This window comes from Pseudoalteromonas issachenkonii, assembly GCF_002310795.1.
GTDB classification, from domain to species: Bacteria; Pseudomonadota; Gammaproteobacteria; order Enterobacterales; family Alteromonadaceae; genus Pseudoalteromonas; species Pseudoalteromonas tetraodonis.
The window spans coordinates 1,331,780-1,354,159 of record NZ_CP011030.1; the positions used below are offsets into that span (position 1 = coordinate 1,331,780).

18 protein-coding genes are annotated in these 22,380 nt (G+C 40.4%); 7 read left to right on the plus strand and 11 right to left on the minus strand.

Annotation, left to right across the window (positions count from 1 at the left end; genetic code table 11):
- Positions 1 to 20: 20 nt before the first annotated feature.
- From PISS_RS06170 to PISS_RS06180, 3 genes are all read right to left on the minus strand, one after another.
- The gene (locus PISS_RS06170; RefSeq protein ID WP_058154449.1) at positions 21 to 914 is read right to left on the minus strand and encodes a carbon-nitrogen hydrolase; all 894 of its coding nucleotides are present in this window, start codon (positions 912 to 914) and stop codon (positions 21 to 23) included.
- Complete coding sequence (locus PISS_RS06175; RefSeq protein ID WP_058154450.1) at positions 911 to 1,966, minus strand: agmatine deiminase family protein; 1,056 nt, start codon at positions 1,964 to 1,966, stop codon at positions 911 to 913. The genes PISS_RS06170 and PISS_RS06175 overlap by 4 nt, the downstream gene beginning before the upstream one ends.
- A 114-nt stretch (positions 1,967 to 2,080) precedes the next feature.
- Positions 2,081 to 2,689 carry a PilZ domain-containing protein gene (locus PISS_RS06180; protein ID WP_013464679.1) on the minus strand — a complete coding sequence of 203 codons (609 nt, stop codon included), beginning with the start codon at positions 2,687 to 2,689 and terminating at the stop codon, positions 2,081 to 2,083.
- Positions 2,690 to 2,989: 300 nt separating this feature from the next.
- On the opposite strand from PISS_RS06180, the gene PISS_RS06185 reads away from it, so the two are divergent.
- The 3 genes from PISS_RS06185 to PISS_RS06195 are packed head-to-tail and all read left to right on the plus strand — an operon-like array spanning position 2,990 to position 7,662.
- Positions 2,990 to 3,547 (plus strand): RNA polymerase sigma factor, encoded by a 558-nt coding sequence (locus tag PISS_RS06185; RefSeq protein WP_013464680.1) that lies wholly within the window; start codon positions 2,990 to 2,992, stop codon positions 3,545 to 3,547.
- Complete coding sequence (locus tag PISS_RS06190) at positions 3,544 to 4,620, plus strand: FecR family protein (RefSeq protein WP_058154451.1); 1,077 nt, start codon at positions 3,544 to 3,546, stop codon at positions 4,618 to 4,620. The genes PISS_RS06185 and PISS_RS06190 overlap by 4 nt, the downstream gene beginning before the upstream one ends.
- A 9-nt stretch (positions 4,621 to 4,629) precedes the next feature.
- Complete coding sequence (locus PISS_RS06195; protein WP_096040830.1) at positions 4,630 to 7,662, plus strand: TonB-dependent receptor plug domain-containing protein; 3,033 nt, start codon at positions 4,630 to 4,632, stop codon at positions 7,660 to 7,662.
- Positions 7,663 to 7,727: 65 nt separating this feature from the next.
- Here PISS_RS06195 and PISS_RS06200 read toward each other — a convergent pair whose 3' ends face one another.
- The 6 genes from PISS_RS06200 to PISS_RS06225 all read right to left on the minus strand — a co-directional run bounded on the left by PISS_RS06200 (position 7,728) and on the right by PISS_RS06225 (position 13,715).
- Positions 7,728 to 8,171: a ferritin-like domain-containing protein gene (locus tag PISS_RS06200; RefSeq protein ID WP_024601388.1), complete on the minus strand. Its 444-nt coding sequence runs from the start codon at positions 8,169 to 8,171 to the stop codon at positions 7,728 to 7,730.
- A 172-nt stretch (positions 8,172 to 8,343) separates the two neighbouring features.
- Positions 8,344 to 9,282: a LysR family transcriptional regulator gene (locus PISS_RS06205; protein ID WP_028835763.1), complete on the minus strand. Its 939-nt coding sequence runs from the start codon at positions 9,280 to 9,282 to the stop codon at positions 8,344 to 8,346.
- Positions 9,283 to 9,298: 16 nt separating this feature from the next.
- Entirely contained in the window at positions 9,299 to 11,017 is a 1,719-nt protein-coding gene (gene aceK, locus PISS_RS06210) for a bifunctional isocitrate dehydrogenase kinase/phosphatase (protein WP_058154453.1), read from the minus strand.
- A gap of 355 nt (positions 11,018 to 11,372) precedes the next feature.
- Entirely contained in the window at positions 11,373 to 11,855 is a 483-nt protein-coding gene (locus tag PISS_RS06215; protein WP_013464686.1) for a DUF4124 domain-containing protein, read from the minus strand.
- A 145-nt stretch (positions 11,856 to 12,000) separates the two neighbouring features.
- Positions 12,001 to 13,497, minus strand: a complete 1,497-nt coding sequence (locus PISS_RS06220) for a DUF3413 domain-containing protein (RefSeq protein WP_058154454.1) — start codon at positions 13,495 to 13,497, stop codon at positions 12,001 to 12,003.
- 5 nt (positions 13,498 to 13,502) lie between these two features.
- Entirely contained in the window at positions 13,503 to 13,715 is a 213-nt protein-coding gene (locus PISS_RS06225) for a YejL family protein (protein WP_008109847.1), read from the minus strand.
- Between the two features lie 63 nt (positions 13,716 to 13,778).
- Between PISS_RS06225 and yejK the strand changes: the two genes are divergently transcribed.
- Positions 13,779 to 14,795, plus strand: a complete 1,017-nt coding sequence (gene yejK / locus PISS_RS06230; protein ID WP_058154455.1) for a nucleoid-associated protein YejK — start codon at positions 13,779 to 13,781, stop codon at positions 14,793 to 14,795.
- A gap of 690 nt (positions 14,796 to 15,485) precedes the next feature.
- Here the strand turns inward: yejK and rne are convergent.
- Positions 15,486 to 18,737, minus strand: coding sequence for a ribonuclease E (gene rne, locus PISS_RS06235; protein WP_096040831.1), 3,252 nt, complete (start codon positions 18,735 to 18,737; stop codon positions 15,486 to 15,488).
- 770 nt (positions 18,738 to 19,507) lie between these two features.
- Here rne and rluC point away from each other — a divergent pair.
- On the plus strand, positions 19,508 to 20,467 hold the full coding sequence (gene rluC, locus PISS_RS06245) for a 23S rRNA pseudouridine(955/2504/2580) synthase RluC (protein ID WP_010389627.1): 960 nt from the start codon (positions 19,508 to 19,510) through the stop codon (positions 20,465 to 20,467).
- Positions 20,468 to 20,478: 11 nt separating this feature from the next.
- On the plus strand, positions 20,479 to 21,123 hold the full coding sequence (locus tag PISS_RS06250; RefSeq protein ID WP_058154457.1) for an HAD-IA family hydrolase: 645 nt from the start codon (positions 20,479 to 20,481) through the stop codon (positions 21,121 to 21,123).
- On the opposite strand, the gene PISS_RS06255 is transcribed toward PISS_RS06250, so the two are convergent.
- Positions 21,116 to 21,715, minus strand: coding sequence for a Maf family protein (locus PISS_RS06255; RefSeq protein WP_058154458.1), 600 nt, complete (start codon positions 21,713 to 21,715; stop codon positions 21,116 to 21,118). The two genes, PISS_RS06250 and PISS_RS06255, sit on opposite strands and share 8 nt — an antisense overlap.
- Positions 21,716 to 21,846: 131 nt before the next feature.
- On the opposite strand from PISS_RS06255, the gene yceD reads away from it, so the two are divergent.
- Entirely contained in the window at positions 21,847 to 22,371 is a 525-nt protein-coding gene (gene yceD, locus PISS_RS06260; RefSeq protein ID WP_013464694.1) for a 23S rRNA accumulation protein YceD, read from the plus strand.
- Positions 22,372 to 22,380: the final 9 nt, after the last annotated feature.

Here is a 22,380-nt window from a genome sequence, read left to right on the forward strand (position 1 = left end):
GCTAAGAGCCATACTATTATTTAGTCGCGATAGATTTTTGTTAAATCTTGATAATGATCAATTCTGCGGTCGCGTAAATACGGCCAGATACGTCTTACGTTCTCGCTGCGTTTTTGATCAAGTTCAACCATTAATATTTGTTCACTTTGATTATCGGCCTCTGCCAATATTTCGCCTTGGGGACCTGCAATAAACGAGTTACCCCAAAATTGAATGCCGTCACTTTGTCCACTCGGGTCGCGCTCAAGACCAACACGATTACAGCTAATCACCGGAACGCCATTGGCTACCGCATGGGCTCGCTGTGAAATAACCCAAGCATCTTTTTGGCGGGTTTGCTCGTCTTTATCATCGCGTGGATCCCAGCCTATGGCCGTTGGATAAATTAAAAGCTCTGCACCTGCCATCGCCATTAAACGCGCCGCTTCAGGAAACCACTGATCCCAACACACCAGTACGCCAAGTTTGCCCACTGAGGTTTGAATAGGCTCAAAGCCTAAGTCGCCTGGGGTAAAGTAAAACTTTTCATAAAAGCCAGGGTCATCCGGTATATGCATTTTACGGTATTTACCGGCAATACTGCCGTCTTTTTCGAGCACCACTGCGGTATTGTGGTAAAGGCCTGTAGCGCGCTTTTCAAATAAAGACGCCACAATCACAATACCAAGCTCTTTAGCAAGTTCACCTAACGTATTACTACTCGGCCCAGGTATTGTTTCGGCTAAATCAAAGACGTCGACATCTTCGGTTTGGCAAAAGTATAAACTACGGTGTAACTCTTGTAGCACAATAAGTTGTGCACCTTGACTGGCTGCATCGCGAATGCCAGCAATTGATTTTTCAATATTGTGTTCAGCGTTGTCACTGTTGCTTTGTTGTACTAAGGCAACTGATAAATTTGCAGGGCTTGTCATTGTGCTGCTCCAGCTAAAAATCCACGAGGTAATTGCATTGTAATGCAGTGAAGACTGCCAAATTGCTCAATAATAGGTAAACAATTTACCCCAATAATTGTGTGATCTGGGTATGCTTTTTGAACCTGTGCTAACGCGCGTTGGTCGTTTACATCGTTATAAGTAGGCACTAATACCGCATTGTTAATAATTAAGTAATTTGCATAGGTGGCGGGTAAGCGCGTGTTTTCATCATCGTACACGGCTTTTGGCCATGGCAACTCAATTAGTATATATGGAGTACGATCGGCAGTTTTAAAGCTTTGTAGTTGCTTTTGCATGGCATTAAGCGCGCTGAAGTGCTCATCGCTTTCATCGTCACATTGTACATACACAAGGGTATTATTTGGTGCAAAACGCACTAAGGTATCAATGTGGCTGTCGGTGTCGTCACCTGCTAAATAGCCATGATCAACCCATAAAAAATCTGTTGCGCCCAAGTGCGCTTTTAAAAGCGCTTCTATGTCACTTGTGTTTAAATTTGGGTTACGGTTTTTATTAAGCAAACATTCGCTGGTTGTTAGCAACACACCATGCTCGTTTATTTCAATACCGCCTCCTTCAAGTACCATATCGAGCGCTTGATAGTGGTTGTTTTTGCTACTTAACTCTTTTACCAAAGTACGATTAATTTGATTATCTAATGCGCTTTCAAATTTATTGCCCCAACCATTGAAAGTAAAATCATATACTTTTAGTTGCTCGGGTGAGTCAATAGCGCCACAAGTAAGCGGGCCATGATCGCGCGCCCACGTATCGTTGGTAGGGGTTACTACAAAATGAACACGATTCAAAGAGATGTTAGCGCTATTTAGCAATGCTGTAATATGCATTTTTAAGGCACTATTATGCGCCACAATAACAAGCTTTTGCTGCGTTGTTATATGCTTAGCAAGCTCAATATATACAGGTTCTACACGGGCTAAATTATCAGCCCAATCTGTGTCTTTATGCGGCCATGTAAGCATAACAGCGTCTTGCTCGGCCCATTCAGGTAAAAGTCTAAAGTTCATGGATTTTTAATACAAATAAAGATGGGGCTAGTTTAGCAGTTCAATTACTGCTAAGTCACTTCTAAATGAGCGTTTGGCTCACAATTTTAAAGCGATTTGAGAAGTAAATAAACGCTAGCTTTTATCGTTTGTACTCTCTTTGGCTTTTTCAAGTTGCTGGCGCTTTTTAAGCTGGCGAGTTTGCGCATGTAAGCTGGCTCTTACAACCAGCTCTTGGTCGCTGTCTCTTATTGATACAAATAACAGGGTATATTGGTAGTGCTCATTATCTTGTTTTTCAATGGCAACCACTTCGCTATAACAATACACCGCAGAGGCCTCGTGTTGTAAAAAAAGTTTAGTACGAAACTTTTGCCCTAATGTATACAAATGTTCACTGGTAAACTTAATGCCGCCACCGCCGTAACTGTCGCAATAGATTGAGTTATCTTCAGGTTGTTCAGAGGCTAAAATATGACTCATGATCAAATCTATTTTGCGTGACTGGGCTTGTAAAAAAGTAGTTAGTTCTTGGGCAATATCACCTAAATTACGCAAAGGGCCTAAGGCGCTTTGCTCTAAACTGCTTACTTCGTTAGCAAGTTTAAATAAAGGCGGAATATCAGCGTCAAGTTCAGCTAAGCTTTTTGGCACAGCCGAATCATCCACGGCAAACAGATTGACGCGATTACTTTCCTCAATTTGAAAGTAAAGCTCAAAATCTGATAATTTTTGATTATTCATATGTAACTCCTATCCGTTAATAGTAGCGTTGCGACTACTAAATTACTACACAACACGCCAATAAAATTAAGCTAAATATCTGTTTGCCCTCATTATAAAAAGCCAAATCAACTAAAATTGCGCTAACTTTCAATATTTACCAAACAGGCATAATGATTAAAAAAGTTTTAAAAGGTAATACGTTTACATTGCACTATGTATGTTAGCAACTAATAAATAACCAATAATTAACAAAACTCCTTGTAATTAGCCCTAAAACTCGTAATCTTACGGTAATAATAATAACAAGGGACTACCCACGTGGCTCGAGGACTTAAATTAGCCAGTACATTCTCAGACATATCCACGCAACTGCGGCGCTTCGTGTCTAAAATTGTGTTGCCTGACGATGTTGATGATATTGTTCAAGAAACCTTTGTTAAAAGTTATGAAGCTGAATTAAAGCAAGATATTCAATACACCCGTAGCTACATGTTAAAAACAGCTAAACACCTAGCACTTAATCATATAGCTAAATGGGATAATAAATTTAGTACCCCTTTAAACCACGAAACTGAACTTCCCAAATTGCTTAAATCAATGCAATTAGAAGACGAATACACCTCTAAAGAACGTTTTTTATTATTTTGTCGGGCGACTGAGCAATTAAGTCCTGTTGTAAGAAAGTGCTTTATTTTAAAAAAAGTCTATGGAATGAGCCAAAAAGAGATCGCACAGCAAATGCAGCTAAGTCAAAGTACGGTAGAAAAACACATTGCCAAAGGGTTATTAAATACCATGCTATATATGCGCGAACAGTCACACGATGAGAGCGACCATTGCCAACAAAGTGCGGACATAATGAGGGCAGCAAAATGAATAACATCCATCAATTTACCTCAAAAGAATTAATATTAGAAAAAGCATCGCAATGGATCAGTGCTATTGACCGTGGCCTTACAAAAGAAGAGCAAGAACAATTTAAACTGTGGATGCTACAAAGTACTGCTCATCAAAATGCGGTGTATGAATTAGCTCAGCTTTGGGATGACCTGAGTGTACTTAACGAACTCAGCGTATTATTTCCAAATAAACAATCGGCTAATAGCAAAACAAAGCCTGCGTATGTATTTGGCATGGCAGCAAGTATTGTTGCTGCATTAATGATGTGCAGCTATTTATTGCTAAATATAGATAGCAATTTCAACAAAAATTTAGCCAAGGTAAATTATACAAAAATTTATAAAACAAAAGTTGGCGAGCAAGCAACCTATGTTTTACCGGATGGCACAATTGTACAACTTAATACCAATAGCTCATTGGAAGTCGCTTATAGCCAAGGCCGTAGGCAATTGTTACTAAGTCGTGGCGAGGGGCGTTTTAATGTTGCTAAAGATGCATCACGCCCATTCAGCGTGATGGCCGGTGATAAAAGCTTTACCGCTCTCGGTACTATATTTAATGTGCAGCGCAATACTTCGTCAGATCTCGAGCTGGTTGTTACTGAGGGTAAAGTGATGATCACCGATCCTAGCGTTGCTGTTAATGCTGATGATTTTAAAGCGTATCAACAAGCTGATAATAACAATCATGAAATTCGTCAAATTAATGCCAATATTGTGATTTCCGGTGAAAAAGCCATTATTGAACAAAGCGTTACCAAACCAATCACACAGTTATCGGTTGATGATGTACAGCGTGACTTAGCTTGGCAAAATGGCATGTTGATATTTAATGGTGAGCAACTGGTTGATGCCCTAAACGAAGTTAGCCGTTATACCGCCACGCGGTTTGAACTATCATCTGATGAGTTAGCCCGTATAAAAGTGGCCGGTGTTTTTAAAGCGGGTGATGTGGCAGGGCTGTTAGAGAGCTTGCAAAATAATTTTTCGATTGAACATGAACGTTTAGGCGAGCATGTTGTTAGCCTAAAATATCAAAAAAAATCATAGGTAATCGTAATGAAAATCACACCATTGTTAATCAATGTTGCTCATAAGAGTGTAAAAAGTAATTTAAAGATTAAAAAAATGATAAAAAACTATAGAGGATTTTTGTTTGCTAACTGTTTATATAAGTTGCGCAGTAACCATACGTGCCATTTAACTCAATTTGGCCTTGTTGCACCGCTGTTTTTAAGTATCAGTGTGTATGCAAGTCAAACCGAGGGGCAAATGATGCAATTTGATATAAAAGCGCAACGAGCAGACAAAGCCTTAATAGAATTTGCTAAGCAAACAGAACAAACTGTGGTTTTTTCGTATGAACTTGCCAAGCAATACGAAGCAAATTCGTTGTATGGATTTTATTCTCAACTTGATGCACTAAAAGCATTACTGGCTGAGACACAGCTCGATGCGGTTGTTGATCAAAATGGTTTACTGAGTATTAAACTCAAACAAATCAATAGGAAAGATAACAACATGATGAAGCTTTCAGGAGTTAGTGCAGCTGTATTACCTGCTTTACTTGCAGTTAATTCACAAGGAATCAATGCCGCTGAACAAAGCGCAGAACAAAACATCGAAAAAATTGCTATTGTAGGTAGTCGTGTGGCAGGGCGCTCAGTTGAAGACTTACCTGTCCCCGTTGATATTTTAAGTGCAGAAGCACTCGAAAATACCGGCCAAACAGAAGTTGGCCGCATGCTTCAAGCTATCGCACCTTCTTTTAACTTTTCAAGTTCATCTATCAGTGATGGTACTGACGCATTAAGACCAGCAACGCTACGTGGCCTAGGGCCAGATCAAACGTTGGTATTGATCAATGGTAAGCGTCGTCACCAAGCCAGTATTATTCATATTAATACTTCGGTGGGGCGTGGTACGGCGGGTACCGATATGAACGCTATTCCAGCCTCAGCAATTAAACGTATTGAAGTACTGCGTGATGGCGCTGCGGCTCAATATGGTTCTGATGCAATTGCCGGTGTTATAAATATTGTGCTCAAAGATGGCAGCGAAGGTGGTAAAGCCGCTATTAACTACGGTGAGTATTCAGAAGGTGATGGCGAAACTGTTAACATCGACTTTAATAAAGGCTTTGCTTTAGGTGACAATGGTTATTTAAATACAACTATAAACTACCGTGACCGCGCACCAACTAACCGTGCAGGGCTTCATGGTTCATGTCAATTTTATGGTTGTACTGAGCTCAGTGACGGCACGTTACTGGCAGGCGACCCGCGTGAACTAACCGCGCCACGCGATACATTTAGAATTGGCGATGCCGACTCTCAACAATTTGGTTTAACGGTTAACACCGGCTACGAATTAGGAGCGGGTGAACTATACGGTTTTATTACCTACTCAACGCGTGATAACGAATCAGCAGCATTTTTCCGTCATAATGCCAATGCCGGTGGTAACCCAGTATTACAAGATGGTGATGCGACAGTTCCGGCTGGCTTTTTACCAAAAATAAACACTACGATTGACGATATTTCATATAACTTTGGTTATAAAACGCAGTTTGATAACGACTCAAGCTTAGACTTATCGTACACCTATGGTGAAAACAGCATTGATTACACCACTAGCGATACGATTAATGCCTCTTATGCCAACTTCTTACGTTACGACCAAGGCTTAAGCGCTGCAGATATTCGCGCCACTATTCCACGTGAAGGTTACGCGTATGGTATGGAGTTATCACTGCAAACAATTAATCTTGATTTTACTCAAAATTTTGATGATTACTCATTAGCAATGGGCGCAGAAATACGCACCGATGAGTACCGTATTTTAGAGGGCAGCGAATACGCATACCGCGATTACGATACCAGCAATGGTGTTAATATTTATGATGGACTGAGCTGTGGTATTGGTAGCGAAAATGCATCAGGTGGCACACAAGGCTTTGGTGGTTCATCGCCAGCATCGTCGGTTGATGAGTCGCGCGATGTGATCTCGTTTTATTTAGACGCTGAAGCTTACGTTATTGAAGATGTGATTATCTCAGGGGCGTTACGTTACGATAATTACAAAGGATTTGGCGATACAGTTAACTTTAAACTCGCGGGTAACTGGTCACTAACCGAAGATATTTCACTTCGTGGTGCATTAAGCTCAGGCTTTAGAGCGCCTTCAATGCAGCAGTTGTACTTTAACAATATCAGCACGCAGTTTGTTGTTGGTCCTAATGGCAATTTAGTGGCTGAAGAAGTGGGCACGTTTAGAAACGATTCAACCTTGGCGCAAAGTTTAGGTATTCCTAAGTTAACAGAAGAGAAATCTCAAAACCGCAGTTTAGGTATTGTTTATAATGTAAGCGATAATATTAATGTAACGCTTGATTACTACTCAATCGATATTGACGACCGTATTGTAATTAGTAATCGCTTAGGCAAAGGTTTATCAAACAGTCTTGATGCCGCGTTATTGAGCTCGGGTGCTGGTGCAGGACAGTTTTTCTTAAATGGGGCTGACACAGAAACGCAAGGTATCGACTTTGTGGCTACATGGAATACAGAAGGCCTAGGCGGCACACTTGATTTTACATTAGCGGCCAACTTTACCGAAACCGATGTGGTGTCGTTATTTACACCTGCAGGTTCTGGTCTTGAAACCGTGCCAGTCGATGATGTGTTTTCTGATCAAGAAATTTCTATCATTGAAGAATGGCAACCAGAAGATCGCATTAACTTAAGTGCGCTTTATCGCCGTGACGATTGGACTGTTAATTTATCACTTAATCGTTTTGGTGAGTATACAGTTGAAGATGGCGGCCGCCAGACTTACGGTGCTGAAATTTTAACTGACATTAAAGTTAATTACTTTGTAACTGATAATTTATCGGTAAATATTGGCGCAAATAACTTATTTGATGTTTATCCAGATGAAAACACCATAGGTAATTCACGTTCAGGCACTATTGTAGATGCTCAAGGTAATACCATTGTCAGCAGTGATGGGGTATTTAAGTACTCTCGTCGTTCAGCGCCATTTGGTTTTAACGGTGCTTACTACTACGTAGGTGCAGAATACCGCTTTTAATTAATAACTCTCCTATTGTTATTTAACAACCAAAGGGCCGTAAGGCCCTTTTATAGTTTTTAAACTTAATGTTTTTGCATTTTACTCATTTCAGCATGACAGCTTTGCATGGTAAGCAATACCTTTGACAGCGCCGCTTCACAATCATGTGATTGAGGCTTTTTTAACGCTGTTTTAATTTCTTCTAAGGTTTTATCTTCTACTTCTTCAAGCTCTTTAATGTAGGTTTGGTCGTTATCGCTAGTGAATGTACTGAGCAAAGCGGTAAATGCTCTGCGTGCTTCTACCGCGAACGAAGAGCCATCTTCACGTGCACCTTGTTGATTAATTGCATAGGGTTGTAAGCTTTCAACACTTACTTTGCGGGCGTCGATCATGCGCTGAAATAATGCACTTACGCTAGGATCTTGTACTTTATCTTGTGCTTTTTCGTAAAAGTCGATACCGCTATTCATTACTTGGATAATGTCGGTGATATGATTTATCTCTTGTCCTTGATGGGTGCTCATAATAATGACCTCTGTTAATTTAAAATACATAGATAACTAAGCAAGCGGCATTCCAACGCGGTTTTATTTTTTAACTAATTGTTTTTCATGGTTTTATTATTATGGGGAGGTCTAGGTAAGCTTGCTAACATGCTGCTAGCAAGCAAAATTTACATAAAAGCATGTAAGAAGGTTATTTAAGCTCTTCAGCTACTTCGGCCACTTTTTGACGTAACCAAATATGGCTAGCATCTCTGTGTAACAAAGGGCTCCATATCATATCAAGTTCAAATGGTGGAATTGGAAAGGGTGGTTCAAGTATTTTAAGCCCCGGATCGTCTACATAAATATTGGCCGCTTTTGAAGGTAAAGTCGCCACGAGGTTTTTTTCTTTCGCTAAATGAATCGCAACATGGTAGTTACGAGTAAACGTGGCAATATTTCGATGCTTCCCAAAATGTGCGAGCGCTTCGTCAACCCAACCCAGCTTTTGCACATCTTTTGGATCCATGCCAACCCCAACACCAAAGCCTGTTTTACTTACCCAAATATGACGGGCTTTTAAATAGCTATCTAGGCTAAAGTTTTCAATAATAGGGTTGTCGGATCTTACTAAACAGCAAAAGCTATCTTTCCAAATTCGCTTATGATGAAACGATTGCGGTAAGTTCTCGAAGCGGTTAATTGCCATGTCTACTTTACCGTTTTCTACATCATGAAAAGTTACATCGCTGGGCGTTAAAATATCTAATGTGGTGTCTGGGGCTTCTTCATGTAATTTCCCTAACAAACGCGGTGCCATGGTACTGGCTGCATAGTCACTGGCCATAATTCTAAACACGCGTTTACTTTGTTTAGCTTCAAATTCGCGATTAGGTGCTAGCGTTTCTTCAAGCGTCATCAAAATACCGCGAATAACAGGCTGTAACTCAATAGCGCGCTCGGTCGGCACCATACCATCACTGGTACGCACTAAAATAGGATCGTTAAAAAGGTTACGTAGGCGTTTAAGTCCATTACTCATTGCCGGTTGAGTAATACTAAGCTGGTTAGCGGCACGAGTAACGTTACATTCGCGCAGTAACGTATCGAGATAAACCAGTAAATTTAAATCTATTTTACTTATATTCATTGTGTGTCCTTAACGTTTACCAGTAATGGATAAAACGCTGTGCTGTAGGATAGGGATAAATATGACTCACCTTTCCATTTTTTATATTTTGTTGTGCTTGTTTCCAAAAGCTCACATCAAGTAGTTCTGGGTGCGTACTGGTTAAAAATTGTTTATATGTTGGGTTAGGCATTACAAAGGTACATAATTGCTCTGGAAATACATCTTGCGGAGCAACCGAGTAACTTTGTTCATCCATCAAATAATCATCATAACTTTTTGCTTTGGGTAGTGCTCTAAAGTTCATGTCTGTTAAATATTGCACTTCATCGTAATCATAAAAAATAATACGTTTGTGATTACTTACACCAAAGTTCTTTAACAGCATATCGCCAGGGAAAATATTCACGGCAATCATTTCTTTAAGCGCCTGGCCATACTCTTCAATGGCATCGGCGGCACTTTTTTCGTCTGCATTTTCTAAAAACAAATTAAGCGGTGTCATTCGCCGTTCAATGTATAAATGTTTTATGATTAACCAGTCACCTTCAATCACCATCGATGAGCCAATGGTTTTGTGCAACTGTGCTAACAAGTTACTATCAAATCGTGCCAAAGGAAATACGACGTTTGAATACTCTATGGTGTCAGCCATTCGGCCAACACGGTCATGACTTTTAACCAGTTGATAGCGTTTTAATACCGTATCGCGACCAAACGGCTTACTTTCACCAAATTTATCTTTAATAACTTTAAATACATAACCAAACGAGGGTAGGGTAAATACCATCATCACCATACCCGGTGTACCGGGAGCAATGGTAAATTCATCATTAGAATAGGTTAAATGATTCAAAAACTCGCGATAAAACTCGGTTTTACCTTGTTTATGAAAGCCTATGGCGTTGTAAAGCTCGGCGAGGGTTTTATTAGGCATAAGTTGATTTAAAAACCGTACTAACGCTGAAGGAGCATGAGTTTCTACCATAAAATAGGCACGCGCAAAGCCAAAAATAACGCGCATTTGTGACGACTTTGTAAGTAAGGCATCTAAATAAAGGCCTTTATCTTCATGGTGTAACACCGCAATAATAAAAGGCTGAACGCCACTTTGCGATACAACGCGCCCCACAATGTAAGCGGCTTTATTACGATAAAACGGGGTATGTAATATATCAAAACGCATTTGCCAATGTTGATGGTGTGTATCGGGTGCTTGTTTATAAAAGGCTTTAACTAATAAACGAATATCGCGTTCTAGATTGACAAAATCGGCCTTAAAATCAAAGTGATTAATAATGCGCTTAATGGTGGGCTTTAAACCATCTACAACAGGAAAATAACTACGGTATTCAGCTTCAACTGGCACAGAAGGCGCATCTTTGAGCGTGGCTTCTACAAAAATAAAGTCATTGTGAAAATAGCGGCGGTGGTACAGGCGGCAGAATACTGAATTATAAAATGTTTCAGCAAGTTCTGCTTGCGGATGAAAACATAAAAAGTGTTGGTAAAGCTTTTTCACTTCAAGCCATAAGCTCTCGTTTAGCGCGTCTGTTTGCTGGCGTTCTCGTAGTGTTTTTGTTGTTTCGTTTACCCGATCATCGTAATAGCTTATACGCAGGCGACTTATATCATTAATAGCTTGCCAGTCTCTTTTAGCAAAAGCGTAGGGAGCCTTGGCTGTTGTTCTTTGAAACAGCAAATAATGCTTTTTAAAACCGGTTAAAATTAATTCAGCAATTTGGCGTGGTTGCATCAGTACTCCTTAATAGACGCCTTTAGGTGTTTAGGATAATGCCGGTGGTTATACCAATTTTATTAAAAACATGATCATTCTAGCGTATTAAACAATCCGCTAGCTGCGTTAAAAATTATTTATATAGAACAACTATGTATCATAATTTTCGCCTTGTTATCGACTTATTTCTTTGTCGCTATAATAGATCACTAATTTAATGCAATTGGTATTAGTATTAAATCCGAAAAAGGTGGTCAAAGGAAATTACACCACTAAACACACAATAGAGTTTATGCTCTATAGATGTTAAGGGTATGTTATTTTATATTTAAAACCAAGCTAATTAAGATGATATTTATTGAAGTTAGTCTGATTAAGGTTGATAGGCATCAATCTTTTTTTGTAACTTTTTAATACGCTTTTCAATCAATGCTTTATCTTTTTTATATTGCTTATCTAATTTTTTCTGTGTGTTTCTAATATCTTTGCTAATACGCTTTTTATCATCTGCGCTCAATATATGATTTAAACGCTGCTGTTGTTTAAAATCAGCCCTGTCTTTTTCTCGTAAAAGTATTGCTAACTTATGCTGATTACTGCGCAGCTCTGCTTCTAGGTTGGAAATAATCGTATCTCGTTCCAGCTCGTTTAACTGTTTGGTATAGTTTATTTCTTTACCGGTTTGCTTAGGCTCAGTGGCGGTTATTGTGTGTGAGGTAGCATTATCACTACAGGGAAATTGAGAGAAAGTGGTGCCTTTGGGAGTGACGCACTTGAAATAGGTGGTTTGAGCTAATGCAAGAGAGCTAAAACATAAAATACAGACAGTAATGATCAGATTAATAACGCTGAACATAATGATTATCCTTTGTATATTCTGATCGAGTTAATAATTTTTAATGATAAAAACTATAACCTAGCTTGGGGGGATAGCAAGTGCAAAGGAGTAATAACAGAAACTAAGCGAGTCAGTTTTAATGACTCGCTCGTATTATGAGGTGCTATTGAGAAAATGTTTTAAGCTTTTTAATACCATGCACTAAGAATGGAATATCAAGCCCTTGTTCAATTGAAAACCCTTCAGCGGCAGAGATATTTCTAAAATTTCCATCACGATCAATAAGCGTGATTCTATCTTTTTTGTAAGCAATCACCACGCCTTGCGAGTAATTAACCCCAATATTATTACTTTTACTGTACAAGTTTTCGCCCAGCATAGTTTGTTGCGCAAGCGCATTACAGTTTAAGTATTGGCCAAGGCTCGTAGCGATAATATCGCTAGGCTGAATTAAACCGTTCACCTTAGAAATAAATTTATCGGAACTGTACAATGTTGACGTGGTTACAATTTCATTGCTATTTTGCGAGATACTAAAAGCAAAAAATTCAGTAGCGTCATCACGTACAGTGGCGTTTTCAGCCCCTTTAATAATTCTTATTGCACTGTCTTTGTGTGCTTGCTCGTTAATAAAGTTCAGCTCATCAATACCGGCCACTTCCACACTACGACGTTGGCTTTGCCAAACGGGTAAAGTTTGCTGCTCAATAATGTTCGTTTTGTAAAATGCTGGCAAGCCGTACACAAGCCCAAATAACATATCACTATGATCGGTGGGTTGTAAAAATTGCGTGTTTTTATAAATACTTTGTTGGCTGGCAACAAATTTTGCTAGCTGCTCGTCATTATCAAACACCAATATATCAACTTTTGCTGCGCTGTAATCTTCACATTTTTCTAATGGAGCAGGTGCTTGATAATTAATACCTTGGTTATTAATTTTAACGTTGTGCGCTTGCTCGTAGCTTTCAACATCCAGCAAATCGTTTTTAGCGAGTAAGCTTTTTGCCGTAGTCGGGTACGAAAGTGGTAGTACATTATCTTGTTTAGTGATATCAAATTTTAAATTTGCATCAGCCCAAATATGAATGCTGTGGCTTAGCGCAAAACAAATCACTAAAAATGAACCGGCATAACGGGCAAATTTAAACTGTTTTAAACGCCCTAAATGATGCCAAGTAAAATTACTAACAGTCAATTGAAACGCTAATATTGTTAACACTATGCTCCCTGCAAGCAAGGTGGTAAGTGCGGGTGAGTTTGTTACACGATGCCACAACAGTGAAATAATTTCAGGCAGTGCAGAGGCATTTAAGTGATAACCTAAGTTAAAGTAGACGTAAGCGTCTAAAGTAAGGATAGAGGCCCCAATGGTTGCAATCACTGCTGCCATACCGCGTATATGCCGTGGGTAGGGGAATACTAAACTCAAAGGGAAAACCGTCAGCACAAACGCTAAAAATGCAATAAAGCTAGTGTGGCTTAGCCAAGTAACCATCATATAGGTTATACCCATATAAGTGGTCGGTGGCGAATCGGCAAATAAATAGCTTAAGCTAATTAAAAGCGCTAAGCCAATATTGGCAAATGTAAACCAATGACCCCAACTTAATAATTGACTCGCTTTCGATGAAAACTGGTTGTGCTGCGATAAATTCATAGAGTTTACTTAACCGACTGCGCGAGTGCTTTTGCAAAGTTCTCGGTAACGGCTTGTCTTTTCCCTGTTGGTACATGCTCTTTTAAGATATGCGTGATAGAATTTCCTAAACACATAAGACTTAAATCAACCGGCGCATTGTGTTTTGATAAAACATCAATAAGCTGATCGACGATTTGTTCTACTTCTTCATTAGAGTATTTTGATAAGATTGGCATCAGTTGGTTCAATAAAAAGAGTTATATTCCCGTATTTTAACACCAGAGGCGTGAAAAACAAAGATGGCAATAGATGTTAAAAAATTAGTCGTACACTATGTAGACAAAAAAGATGACGACACTCAAATTCACCTTCGTAACGACGAAATGACTATCAACGATAAAGTGGCTGTATTCATTGAGCAATTACACCATGCCTACAATGGCAAGCCAGGCAAAGGGTTTTGTGCTTTTAGTGGCGAAAAAAACAGTATTGTAGCCTCTACCATGCAAAGCTATCGCAATAATGAGCTTGGCTTTTGGCACATGACCGAGCAGGCATCAACGGTGTTAAAAGAAGAGTTAGATAAATACGCCTTTAACGAAACCGGCTATTTAGTATTTTGTCACTATCAGTACGTGGCGACTGATTATATGTTGATTGCTATGATCAATATTAAAGAGCATTACTCAATGACCTCTGAGCTTGATTTAGCCGCATCGCGTCATTTAGATATTTCGCGTATGCAATTGGCTGCTCGTATTGACTTAACCGCATGGGATACCCAGGCAGACGACAATCGTTATATTTCATTTATTAAAGGTCGTGCAGGGCGTAAAGTCGCTGACTTTTTCTTAGACTTTTTAGGTTGTGAAGAGGGCATTGATCCTAAGCAGCAAAGTCAAGTGATGCTCAATGCGGTAGAAGACTACTTATCAGAGCAAGAGTTTGATAAGTCTGAAAAAGACGAGTTACGTAAGCAAGTATTCGATTACTGTAACGACTGTGTTACCACGGGTGAAGAAGCTAATGTGAGTGAACTTTCAGCAACGCTTACCAAAGGCGACGACAACCCGTTTGAAAGTTTTTGTAAAGAGCAAAGCTATGACTTAGAAGAGTCATTCCCGGTTGATAAAAAAACGGTAACCAGCATGGTTAAATTTTCAGGCTTAGGCGGTGGAGTCAGTATCAGTTTTGAGCGTAAGCATTTAGGCGAGCGTGTAACTTATAATGAAGCCACTGATACGTTAGTGATCAAGGGCATTCCACCAAACCTAAAAGATCAACTACAGCGTTTTATGGAACAACAGCAAGATTAAACTCACAGCGGGCTGCGAGCTACGGGTTTAGGGATCAGGCTCGTAATCCGCACCTCTTAGCCCGCTAACTTTTTTGACTCTAATCTTTGGTTTTTTAATCACAGAGAACACCGAGGCGCTGCGCGCTGCACCGAGAATACAAAACAAAACCAATACCCTGTACTTTTTTAATTTCATAACATTTGTATTTAATCATTTCCTCTTTTTTCTTCTATCCTCTGTGGTAAATAAATCACTAAAATCTTATTGTCATGCTTACGGCAAGTTGCGAGCTAAGGGGTTAGGGATCAGGCTCGAAGCCCGCTCCCCGCAACCCGTTAACTTTCGATTGTAACTTTACCCTCTAAAAGCGCAGCGTCTCTTAGCCCTCTTTGTGAATAATTTTCTTAAATATCTAATTGCACTGAGAGAAGAGAATGAGGAGTAAATGAGAAGATAAAACAGGTATTGCAGATAACTGGTAGACATAGAGCTTGATCTCGTGTGAAGCGAAGCTTCGAATGTTTTAACCTTTAACCTTTAACCTTTAACCTTTAACCTTTAACCTTTAACCTTTAACCTTAAGTCTTTACTCCTTACCCGATTCTCGCAGCTCGAATCCCGTTGCCAGTTACATAAATGCCAGACAATAAAAAACCGCGTTAAAATCAATTAACGCGGCTTTTTTATGCTTTGAGCTAAACTCAGTGCTTATTCAGCACTCAGCGTTTTAGTCATTGCTGAGCTTGCACGACCGGCAGGTTTTACCGAGCCAGGGCGAAGGCCGCTGTCAGGGATTAACTCACGTTTGTCATGTGCCATTGCAACCGATGTATGCTTGGTTTCGCTATCGGCTACAGGCGTAGGCTGTGCCATTGGCGCACTTGCATGTCCTGCTGTAATCACTGTTTTAGCGTTTACATTAGCTGAACTCGCTTGCGAAACTGCCTTAGGTTTATTTTCAACCACAGGTGCTTCTTTCGATTCTACAGGTGTTTCAGTAGCGCTAACCGGTGCTGTTTCAGCTTCAACAGCAACTTCTTCAGCTGGTACTGGTTCTTCAGCTTTTACTGGTTCTTCAGCTTTTACTGGTTCTTCAGCTTTTACTGGTTCTTCAGCTTTTACTGGTTCTTCAGCTTTTACTGGTTCTTCAGTTTTCACTGGTGCTTCAGCTTTTACTGGTTCTTCAGTTTTCACTGGTTCTTCAGCTTTTACTGGTTCTTCAGTTTTCACTGGTTCTTCAGCTTGCACTGGTTCTTCAGCTTTCACTGGTTCTTCAGCTTTCACTGGCTCTTCAGTTTGCACTGGTTCTTCAGTTTTTACTGGTTCTTCAGCTTTTACTGGTTCTTCAGCTTTCACTGGTTCTTCAGCTTTTACTGGTTCTTCAGCTTTTACAGGCTCTTCAACTTTCGCTAATTCTTCTTCAACAATGTTTTGTTCAACTGCATCAGAGGCATCAACGGCCGTTTTATGTGCTTTTGCTTTTAGCTCTGCTTCGTATTCAGCAGCGGCTTGATCCGCAACTGGAATGAAAGCAGGCGCTTCATCAGACTTCTCTTGCGCGTTTTCACCTTCAGGACGACGACGACGTTGGCCAGATGCACGAAGATGACGCGGTGAACGACGTGAGCGGGTACGTGTTTGCTCTTGCTCTTCATCTTGTGTTGCCACGTTATCGTTTGCATCAACAACAGCCTCAGCTTGTTCTTTAGCAGGTGCAGGTGCTTTTTCATCAGATACCGGCGCTTGCTTTTCAACAACAGGAGCTTGCTCTTTCACTTGTGGCTTGTCTTCTTTAACCACTGGTTGCTCAACAGCTTGCTCAGTTGTTTGAACTTGCTCTGTGCTTTCGTCTTGTACGCGAACTTTTTTACGTAAATTACGACGTTGACGACGTACCTTAGGCTTTTGCTCTTTTGGATCAGCATTCTTATCAGATTTTACTGCAGTATCCGCATTTTGAGTTGCCTCTGCTTTTACTTGCGTTTTATCTTCAGTTTTATGCTCAGGACGTTTACGCGTATTTGAATTACGACGGCGCTTATTGCGATTCTCATTCTTTTCTTGCGTATCATTTACAGGCGCCGACTCATTTTTAGCTTCAGTGTCTGCAGTACGTTCGTTACGCGATTTATTACGAGGGTTATTATTACGACGACGTTGGTTGTTATTACGACGACGATTATCATTACCACGGTTATTACTAGGGCGATCTTGCGATTGCTTTTCAGTCAGTTTTTCTGATTTTTGCTCAGTATCAGACCCAAATAACGACTTAATCCATTTACCTAATGCGGCAAATAAACCAATTTCAGCTTTTGCTTCTACTACCGGCGCAGCTTTTGCTGCCGCTTGTGGAGCAGGCGTTGAAGGCATAACGACGCCTTTAAGCTTCGGCTCTTCACGAACAGGTGCCGCTGGCGATTTAGACATTTCAAATGCTTCAGGCTCAGGCGCAACAACTTGCTCGTAGCTTACAGTTTCAAGTGTTTCGTCTTTACGTAAACGCATTACTTCGTAGTGAGGTGTTTCCATGTGTTGATTAGGAATAATCACTACATCACATTTATGATGCTTTTCAATACGGTGAACGCTACGACGTTGCTCATTCAATAAATAAGCGGCAACAGCAACAGGCACTTGAGCATTAACTTGAGCGGTGTTGTCTTTAATCGCTTCTTCTTCAATTAAACGAAGAATAGACAATGCGATTGATTCGTTAGAACGAATAGTACCTTGACCACTACAACGTGGACAAACACCTTGGCTTGCTTCACCTAGTGAAGGGCGTAGGCGTTGGCGCGACATTTCAAGTAAACCAAAGCGAGAAATTTTACCAATTTGTACGCGCGCACGATCTGGGCGAGCAGCATCTTTTAAGCGGTTTTCTACTTCACGTTGATGACGTGGAGGTGTCATATCAATAAAGTCGATAACAATTAAGCCACCTAAATCACGTAAACGAAGTTGACGTGCAATTTCATCTGCCGCTTCTAGGTTGGTGTTAAGCGCTGTTTCTTCAATATCGCCGCCTTTTGTTGCTTTAGACGAGTTGATATCGATAGAGGTAAGTGCTTCAGTAGGGTCAATTACAATAGAACCACCTGAAGGTAAGCGCACTTCACGTTGGAACGCAGACTCAATTTGGCTTTCAATTTGGTAATGTGTAAATAACGGTGTATCACCTTGATAAAGCTTAACGCGACTCATGAAATCAGGACGAAAACGCTCTATGTGGGCTTTAGCTTCTTCAAAAACACGTGGTTTATCAATTAAAATTTCGCCAATGTCACGACGTAAATAGTCGCGAATTGCACGGAAAATTACGTTGCTTTCTTGGTGAATTAAAAATGGTGCTTTAGCACTGTCTGCCGCTTGTTGAATGGCTTCCCAGTGGACTAATAATGCTTTTAAATCGTAGTTTAGTTCTTCAAACGACTTACCAACACCTGCGGTACGTACAATTAAGCCCATACCTTTAGGTAGTTCTAAGCGGCTTAGCGACTCTTTAAGTTCAGTACGCTCATCACCCTCAATACGACGAGAAATACCGCCAGCGCGAGGGTTGTTAGGCATAAGCACTAAATAACTACCTGCCACGCTGATAAAGGTAGTCAGTGCTGCCCCTTTTTGGCCGCGCTCTTCTTTATCAACTTGTACAATAACTTCTTGACCTTCTTTGATCACGTCGCGAATATTCGGACGACCATGAAAGGTGTAACCTTGCGGGAAGTAAGTACGGGCAATTTCTTTTAAAGGAAGGAAACCATGACGATCAGCACCGTAATCAACAAATGCTGCTTCTAAAGATGGTTCAATACGTGTGATTTTACCTTTGTAAATATTGGCTTTTTTCTGTTCGTGACCTGGGCTTTCTATATCTAAATCATATAGGCGCTGGCCGTCAACCAGTGCTACGCGCATTTCTTCTTGCTGCGTTGCATTGATTAGCATACGTTTCATAATGTTACTCTACTAGTTTGTGTCGCTGACATGACGATGTTTTCTCGCCTGTTCAGGTGTTCCTATTTTTAGAATGTGCAGCCTCACGACTGGGTCTTTAACGGAACGGCTCTGTATTTAGTAAGCAGTATTTTAAATGCCGGCAAACAATAGGGTGTAATCACGCTATTAAATTCTAAGGGGATACAAACGTGTCGGCTGTTTAGCTCAATACTCGTTTTATCCAGAAGTTGGCCTGTCATAACAATCTTATTAAATGCATTCATATTAGGTGCGTAGGGCTCTTTAGCTTCAAACCATAGTTTCGTTTTTAAAACTACCGTTATCGTTTTTATGAGCAAAAATCGCTACCGATGTTAATGAACGCTTATTTATTAGATTTTTTTAGTTCTAAATAAGCTGCTGTACGGTACTACAATATTTGAGCGAATTCTGAACGGCGTTTTTTTACGCCGCCACTATCAGACAAATTATCTGTTCATTGCTTTTACTATCACTTTAAAAATCAATTCATGTTCAAACTTAAGCAGCAATATATTACGCGCATTGCCGTTAGTTGTGCGCACGTGTTAACTGGGTATGTATAAAAGCTTTGGAAAACTTAACTCGGATCTGTATGATCGGTTACCCAGAATGTGCATCACGAATGTTTTAATGTGTTAAAAAGCACCGTTGTTATTTGCAAATACTAAATATTTGCGCTGCTGATTATCCCACTATTATAACTGTGTTAGCAACTAAATTATTTTACTTAAATCAGTGATTAGGCAATGTCAGAAAAAACCGGCTTACAAGTAACTTTTGTCACTATCAACGAAGACCACCTAGGTCAGCGTATTGATAACTTTCTTATTACCCATTTAAAAGGGGTGCCTAAAAGCGCAGTTTACAAAATTCTTCGTAAAGGTGAGGTGCGTGTAAACAAAAAACGCATTAAGCCTGTGTATAAATTGCAGTTAGACGACGTTATTCGTATACCACCAATCAGAGTGTCAGAGCGTGAAGAGTTTGTCCCTTCAAAACTCGATAAAGTAACGCGCCTTGAAGACGATATTCTATTTGAAGACAAATACCTGATTGTTATTAACAAGCCATCGGGTATGGCTGTGCATGGCGGCAGTGGCCTAAGCTATGGCCTTATTGAAGCATTACGTGTTTTACGCCCAGAAGAGCGCAGCCTTGAGCTTGTGCATCGTTTAGACCGTGATACATCAGGTTGTTTACTCATTGCTAAGCGCCGCTCTGTGCTGACTGCCTTGCATGAGCAATTACGCGAAAAAACCATGGAAAAAAATTATTGGGCACTTGTTGAGGGTCAATGGGACTCTAAAACAAAAAATGTGACTGAGGGCTTGCGCAAAAACACCCTAAAATCGGGTGAACGCGTAGTACGTGTTGATAATACCGAGGGCAAACCGTCGCATACCCGCTTTAAAGTGCTTGAGCGTTTTAACGATTGCTCATTAGTACAAGCATCCCCTGTAACCGGTCGTACTCACCAAATTCGTGTGCATACTCAGTGTCAAGGTCATGCTATTGCCTGTGATGACAAATATGGCGATCAAGGGTTTGACGAGTCAATGCGTAAACGTGGTTTAAACCGCTTATTTTTACACGCCCATGATTTAAGTTTTTACCACCCTAAAAACGAAACCACTATGCGAGTAGAAGCACCGCTTGATAAAGCACTATCAAGCTGTTTAGTGAAACTTAGAGCAGCAAAAGCGTGATCTCACCCACCATGAAAAACTACAAGCTGGTGATTTTTGATTGGGACGGCACCATTATGGATTCAATTAGCAAAATAGTTAATTGTATCCGCAAAAGTGCGCAGTTACTCAATATTGAACCGCCGAGCGATACCGCCAGTAAAAATATTATTGGCTTGTCGCTTGAAAACGCAATAGCGAGCTTGTTTCCTGATTACAGTGAGCATCACGAAGCGCTTATTGCAGGTTATAAACAGCAGTATGCGCTTGATACCACCCCAACACCGGTGTTTGAGCACGTTGAACAGGTGCTCACTGAGTTAAAAAATCAAGGCGTAATATTGGCGGTTGCCACAGGTAAAAGTCGGGTAGGGTTGGAGCGTTTATTGGATGAGAGCCAGCTGCGTCATTTTTTTAGTGCTACGCGTACCAGCGACGACGCCAAATCAAAGCCAGCTCCTGATATGCTCTATCAACTACTTGAAGAGCTGGCTATAAGCGCCGACGAAGCATTGATGATAGGCGACACCCAAATCGACATGGCAATGGCAAAAGCTGCAGGTATGGATAGGCTAGGGGTAACCATGGGCGTGCACAACGCTGCGCAATTAAACGAGTTTACGCCTATTGCAACCGCTGACAACTATCAGCAGTTGCAACAACTTTTACTTATTTAGTTTGAGCGCTTAATACATCTAAACCAAACTCAGCCAATAACTGGCTGAGTTTAATGAGTGGTAAACCAATTAAACTATTTGGATCGTCTCCGTTTAGTTTTTCAAATAAGCAAATACCCAAGCCTTCACTTTTAAAACTTCCTGCACAATTATAAGGTTGCTCTGCATCACAATAAGCACTTATTTGCGCCGTTGTTAACGTTTTAAAAGTTACATTAAAGGGCTCAACAAGGGTTTTGCTTTGCTTAGTGTCTATATCGTATACACACAAGCCAGTTAAAAAAGTGACCGTTTGCCCACTAAATAAGCTGAGTTGTTTTAGGGCGTTTTCTTTATTGTGTGGTTTACCTAATATTTGGTCATTAAATACAGCAACCTGATCGGATCCAATCGCCAAGCCTTGGTCAAAATGCTCGACCGCAGCTGCGGCTTTTAGTTCGCTTAAACGCTTAACAAGATCGTTAGGTGTTTCGTTGTTGCTGTGAGGCGTTTCGTCAACATCGGGCGAAAACGTTTCAAAAGGCAGATTAAATTTTTGTAATAAAGACTGCCTAAAAGGCGAGCTTGAGGCTAATATAAGAAAGTGCTTCATGGCATGTTTTCCTAGCGTAAATCAGATTGAGTTAGGATAAATCAGATCCGTGAGTAAAACACGTGAAAAACAACGTAAAATTGGTTTTTTACTTTGACTAACCCACTAACTATCTATATGATGCAGCCCCTATGCAAAAGGTGAAAATTCCCATCACCCTTCATCCGGGCAAAGCAGCGCAACACCGTTTAAAGTATGACGGCATTGTACCGCTTGAGAAACTTCCTCGTTTACGAGGGGTTATCCAGGAAGAAGTAGGTGAAATAGCGGTAAAAATTCATTGCAAAAACGATGAGCAAGGTTTAGTTGTGATTAGTGGCAATTTGTCCACACACGTAACTGTCACTTGTCAACGTTGTAATGGTGATTTAGGGTTGGATTTGGATCAAGACTTTGTGTATTCGCCAGTCGGTTTGGATGCAGAGTCAGATGATCTTCCAGAAAGCTACGACGAAGTAGCACTTGATGAAAATGGTGAAATAGACGTGTTTGAGTTAATCGAAGACGAGCTTATTTTAGCAGTGCCATTAGTGCCTACCCACAACGAAGCTTCATGCAGTTATACAGCAGAGCCTGCCAGCTTTGGTGTTTTAAAGGCGGAAGATGATAAACCAAATCCATTTGATATTTTGAAACAACTTAAGAAAGATTCTTAGGAGAAGACT

Coding starts and splice junctions, on each gene's coding strand:
- rluC (WP_010389627.1), top strand. CDS start 19,508: ATGTCAGAAAAAACCGGCTTACAAGTAACTTTTGTCACTATCAACGAA.
- PISS_RS06195 (WP_096040830.1), top strand. CDS start 4,630: ATGAAAATCACACCATTGTTAATCAATGTTGCTCATAAGAGTGTAAAA.
- yceD (WP_013464694.1), top strand. CDS start 21,847: ATGCAAAAGGTGAAAATTCCCATCACCCTTCATCCGGGCAAAGCAGCG.
- PISS_RS06180 (WP_013464679.1), bottom strand. CDS start 2,689: ATGAATAATCAAAAATTATCAGATTTTGAGCTTTACTTTCAAATTGAG.
- yejK (WP_058154455.1), top strand. CDS start 13,779: ATGGCAATAGATGTTAAAAAATTAGTCGTACACTATGTAGACAAAAAA.
- PISS_RS06200 (WP_024601388.1), bottom strand. CDS start 8,171: ATGAGCACCCATCAAGGACAAGAGATAAATCATATCACCGACATTATC.
- PISS_RS06220 (WP_058154454.1), bottom strand. CDS start 13,497: ATGAATTTATCGCAGCACAACCAGTTTTCATCGAAAGCGAGTCAATTA.
- PISS_RS06175 (WP_058154450.1), bottom strand. CDS start 1,966: ATGAACTTTAGACTTTTACCTGAATGGGCCGAGCAAGACGCTGTTATG.
- PISS_RS06215 (WP_013464686.1), bottom strand. CDS start 11,855: ATGTTCAGCGTTATTAATCTGATCATTACTGTCTGTATTTTATGTTTT.
- PISS_RS06170 (WP_058154449.1), bottom strand. CDS start 914: ATGACAAGCCCTGCAAATTTATCAGTTGCCTTAGTACAACAAAGCAAC.
- rne (WP_096040831.1), bottom strand. CDS start 18,737: ATGAAACGTATGCTAATCAATGCAACGCAGCAAGAAGAAATGCGCGTA.
- PISS_RS06205 (WP_028835763.1), bottom strand. CDS start 9,282: ATGAATATAAGTAAAATAGATTTAAATTTACTGGTTTATCTCGATACG.
- PISS_RS06190 (WP_058154451.1), top strand. CDS start 3,544: ATGAATAACATCCATCAATTTACCTCAAAAGAATTAATATTAGAAAAA.
- PISS_RS06255 (WP_058154458.1), bottom strand. CDS start 21,715: ATGAAGCACTTTCTTATATTAGCCTCAAGCTCGCCTTTTAGGCAGTCT.
- aceK (WP_058154453.1), bottom strand. CDS start 11,017: ATGCAACCACGCCAAATTGCTGAATTAATTTTAACCGGTTTTAAAAAG.
- PISS_RS06250 (WP_058154457.1), top strand. CDS start 20,479: ATGAAAAACTACAAGCTGGTGATTTTTGATTGGGACGGCACCATTATG.
- PISS_RS06225 (WP_008109847.1), bottom strand. CDS start 13,715: ATGCCAATCTTATCAAAATACTCTAATGAAGAAGTAGAACAAATCGTC.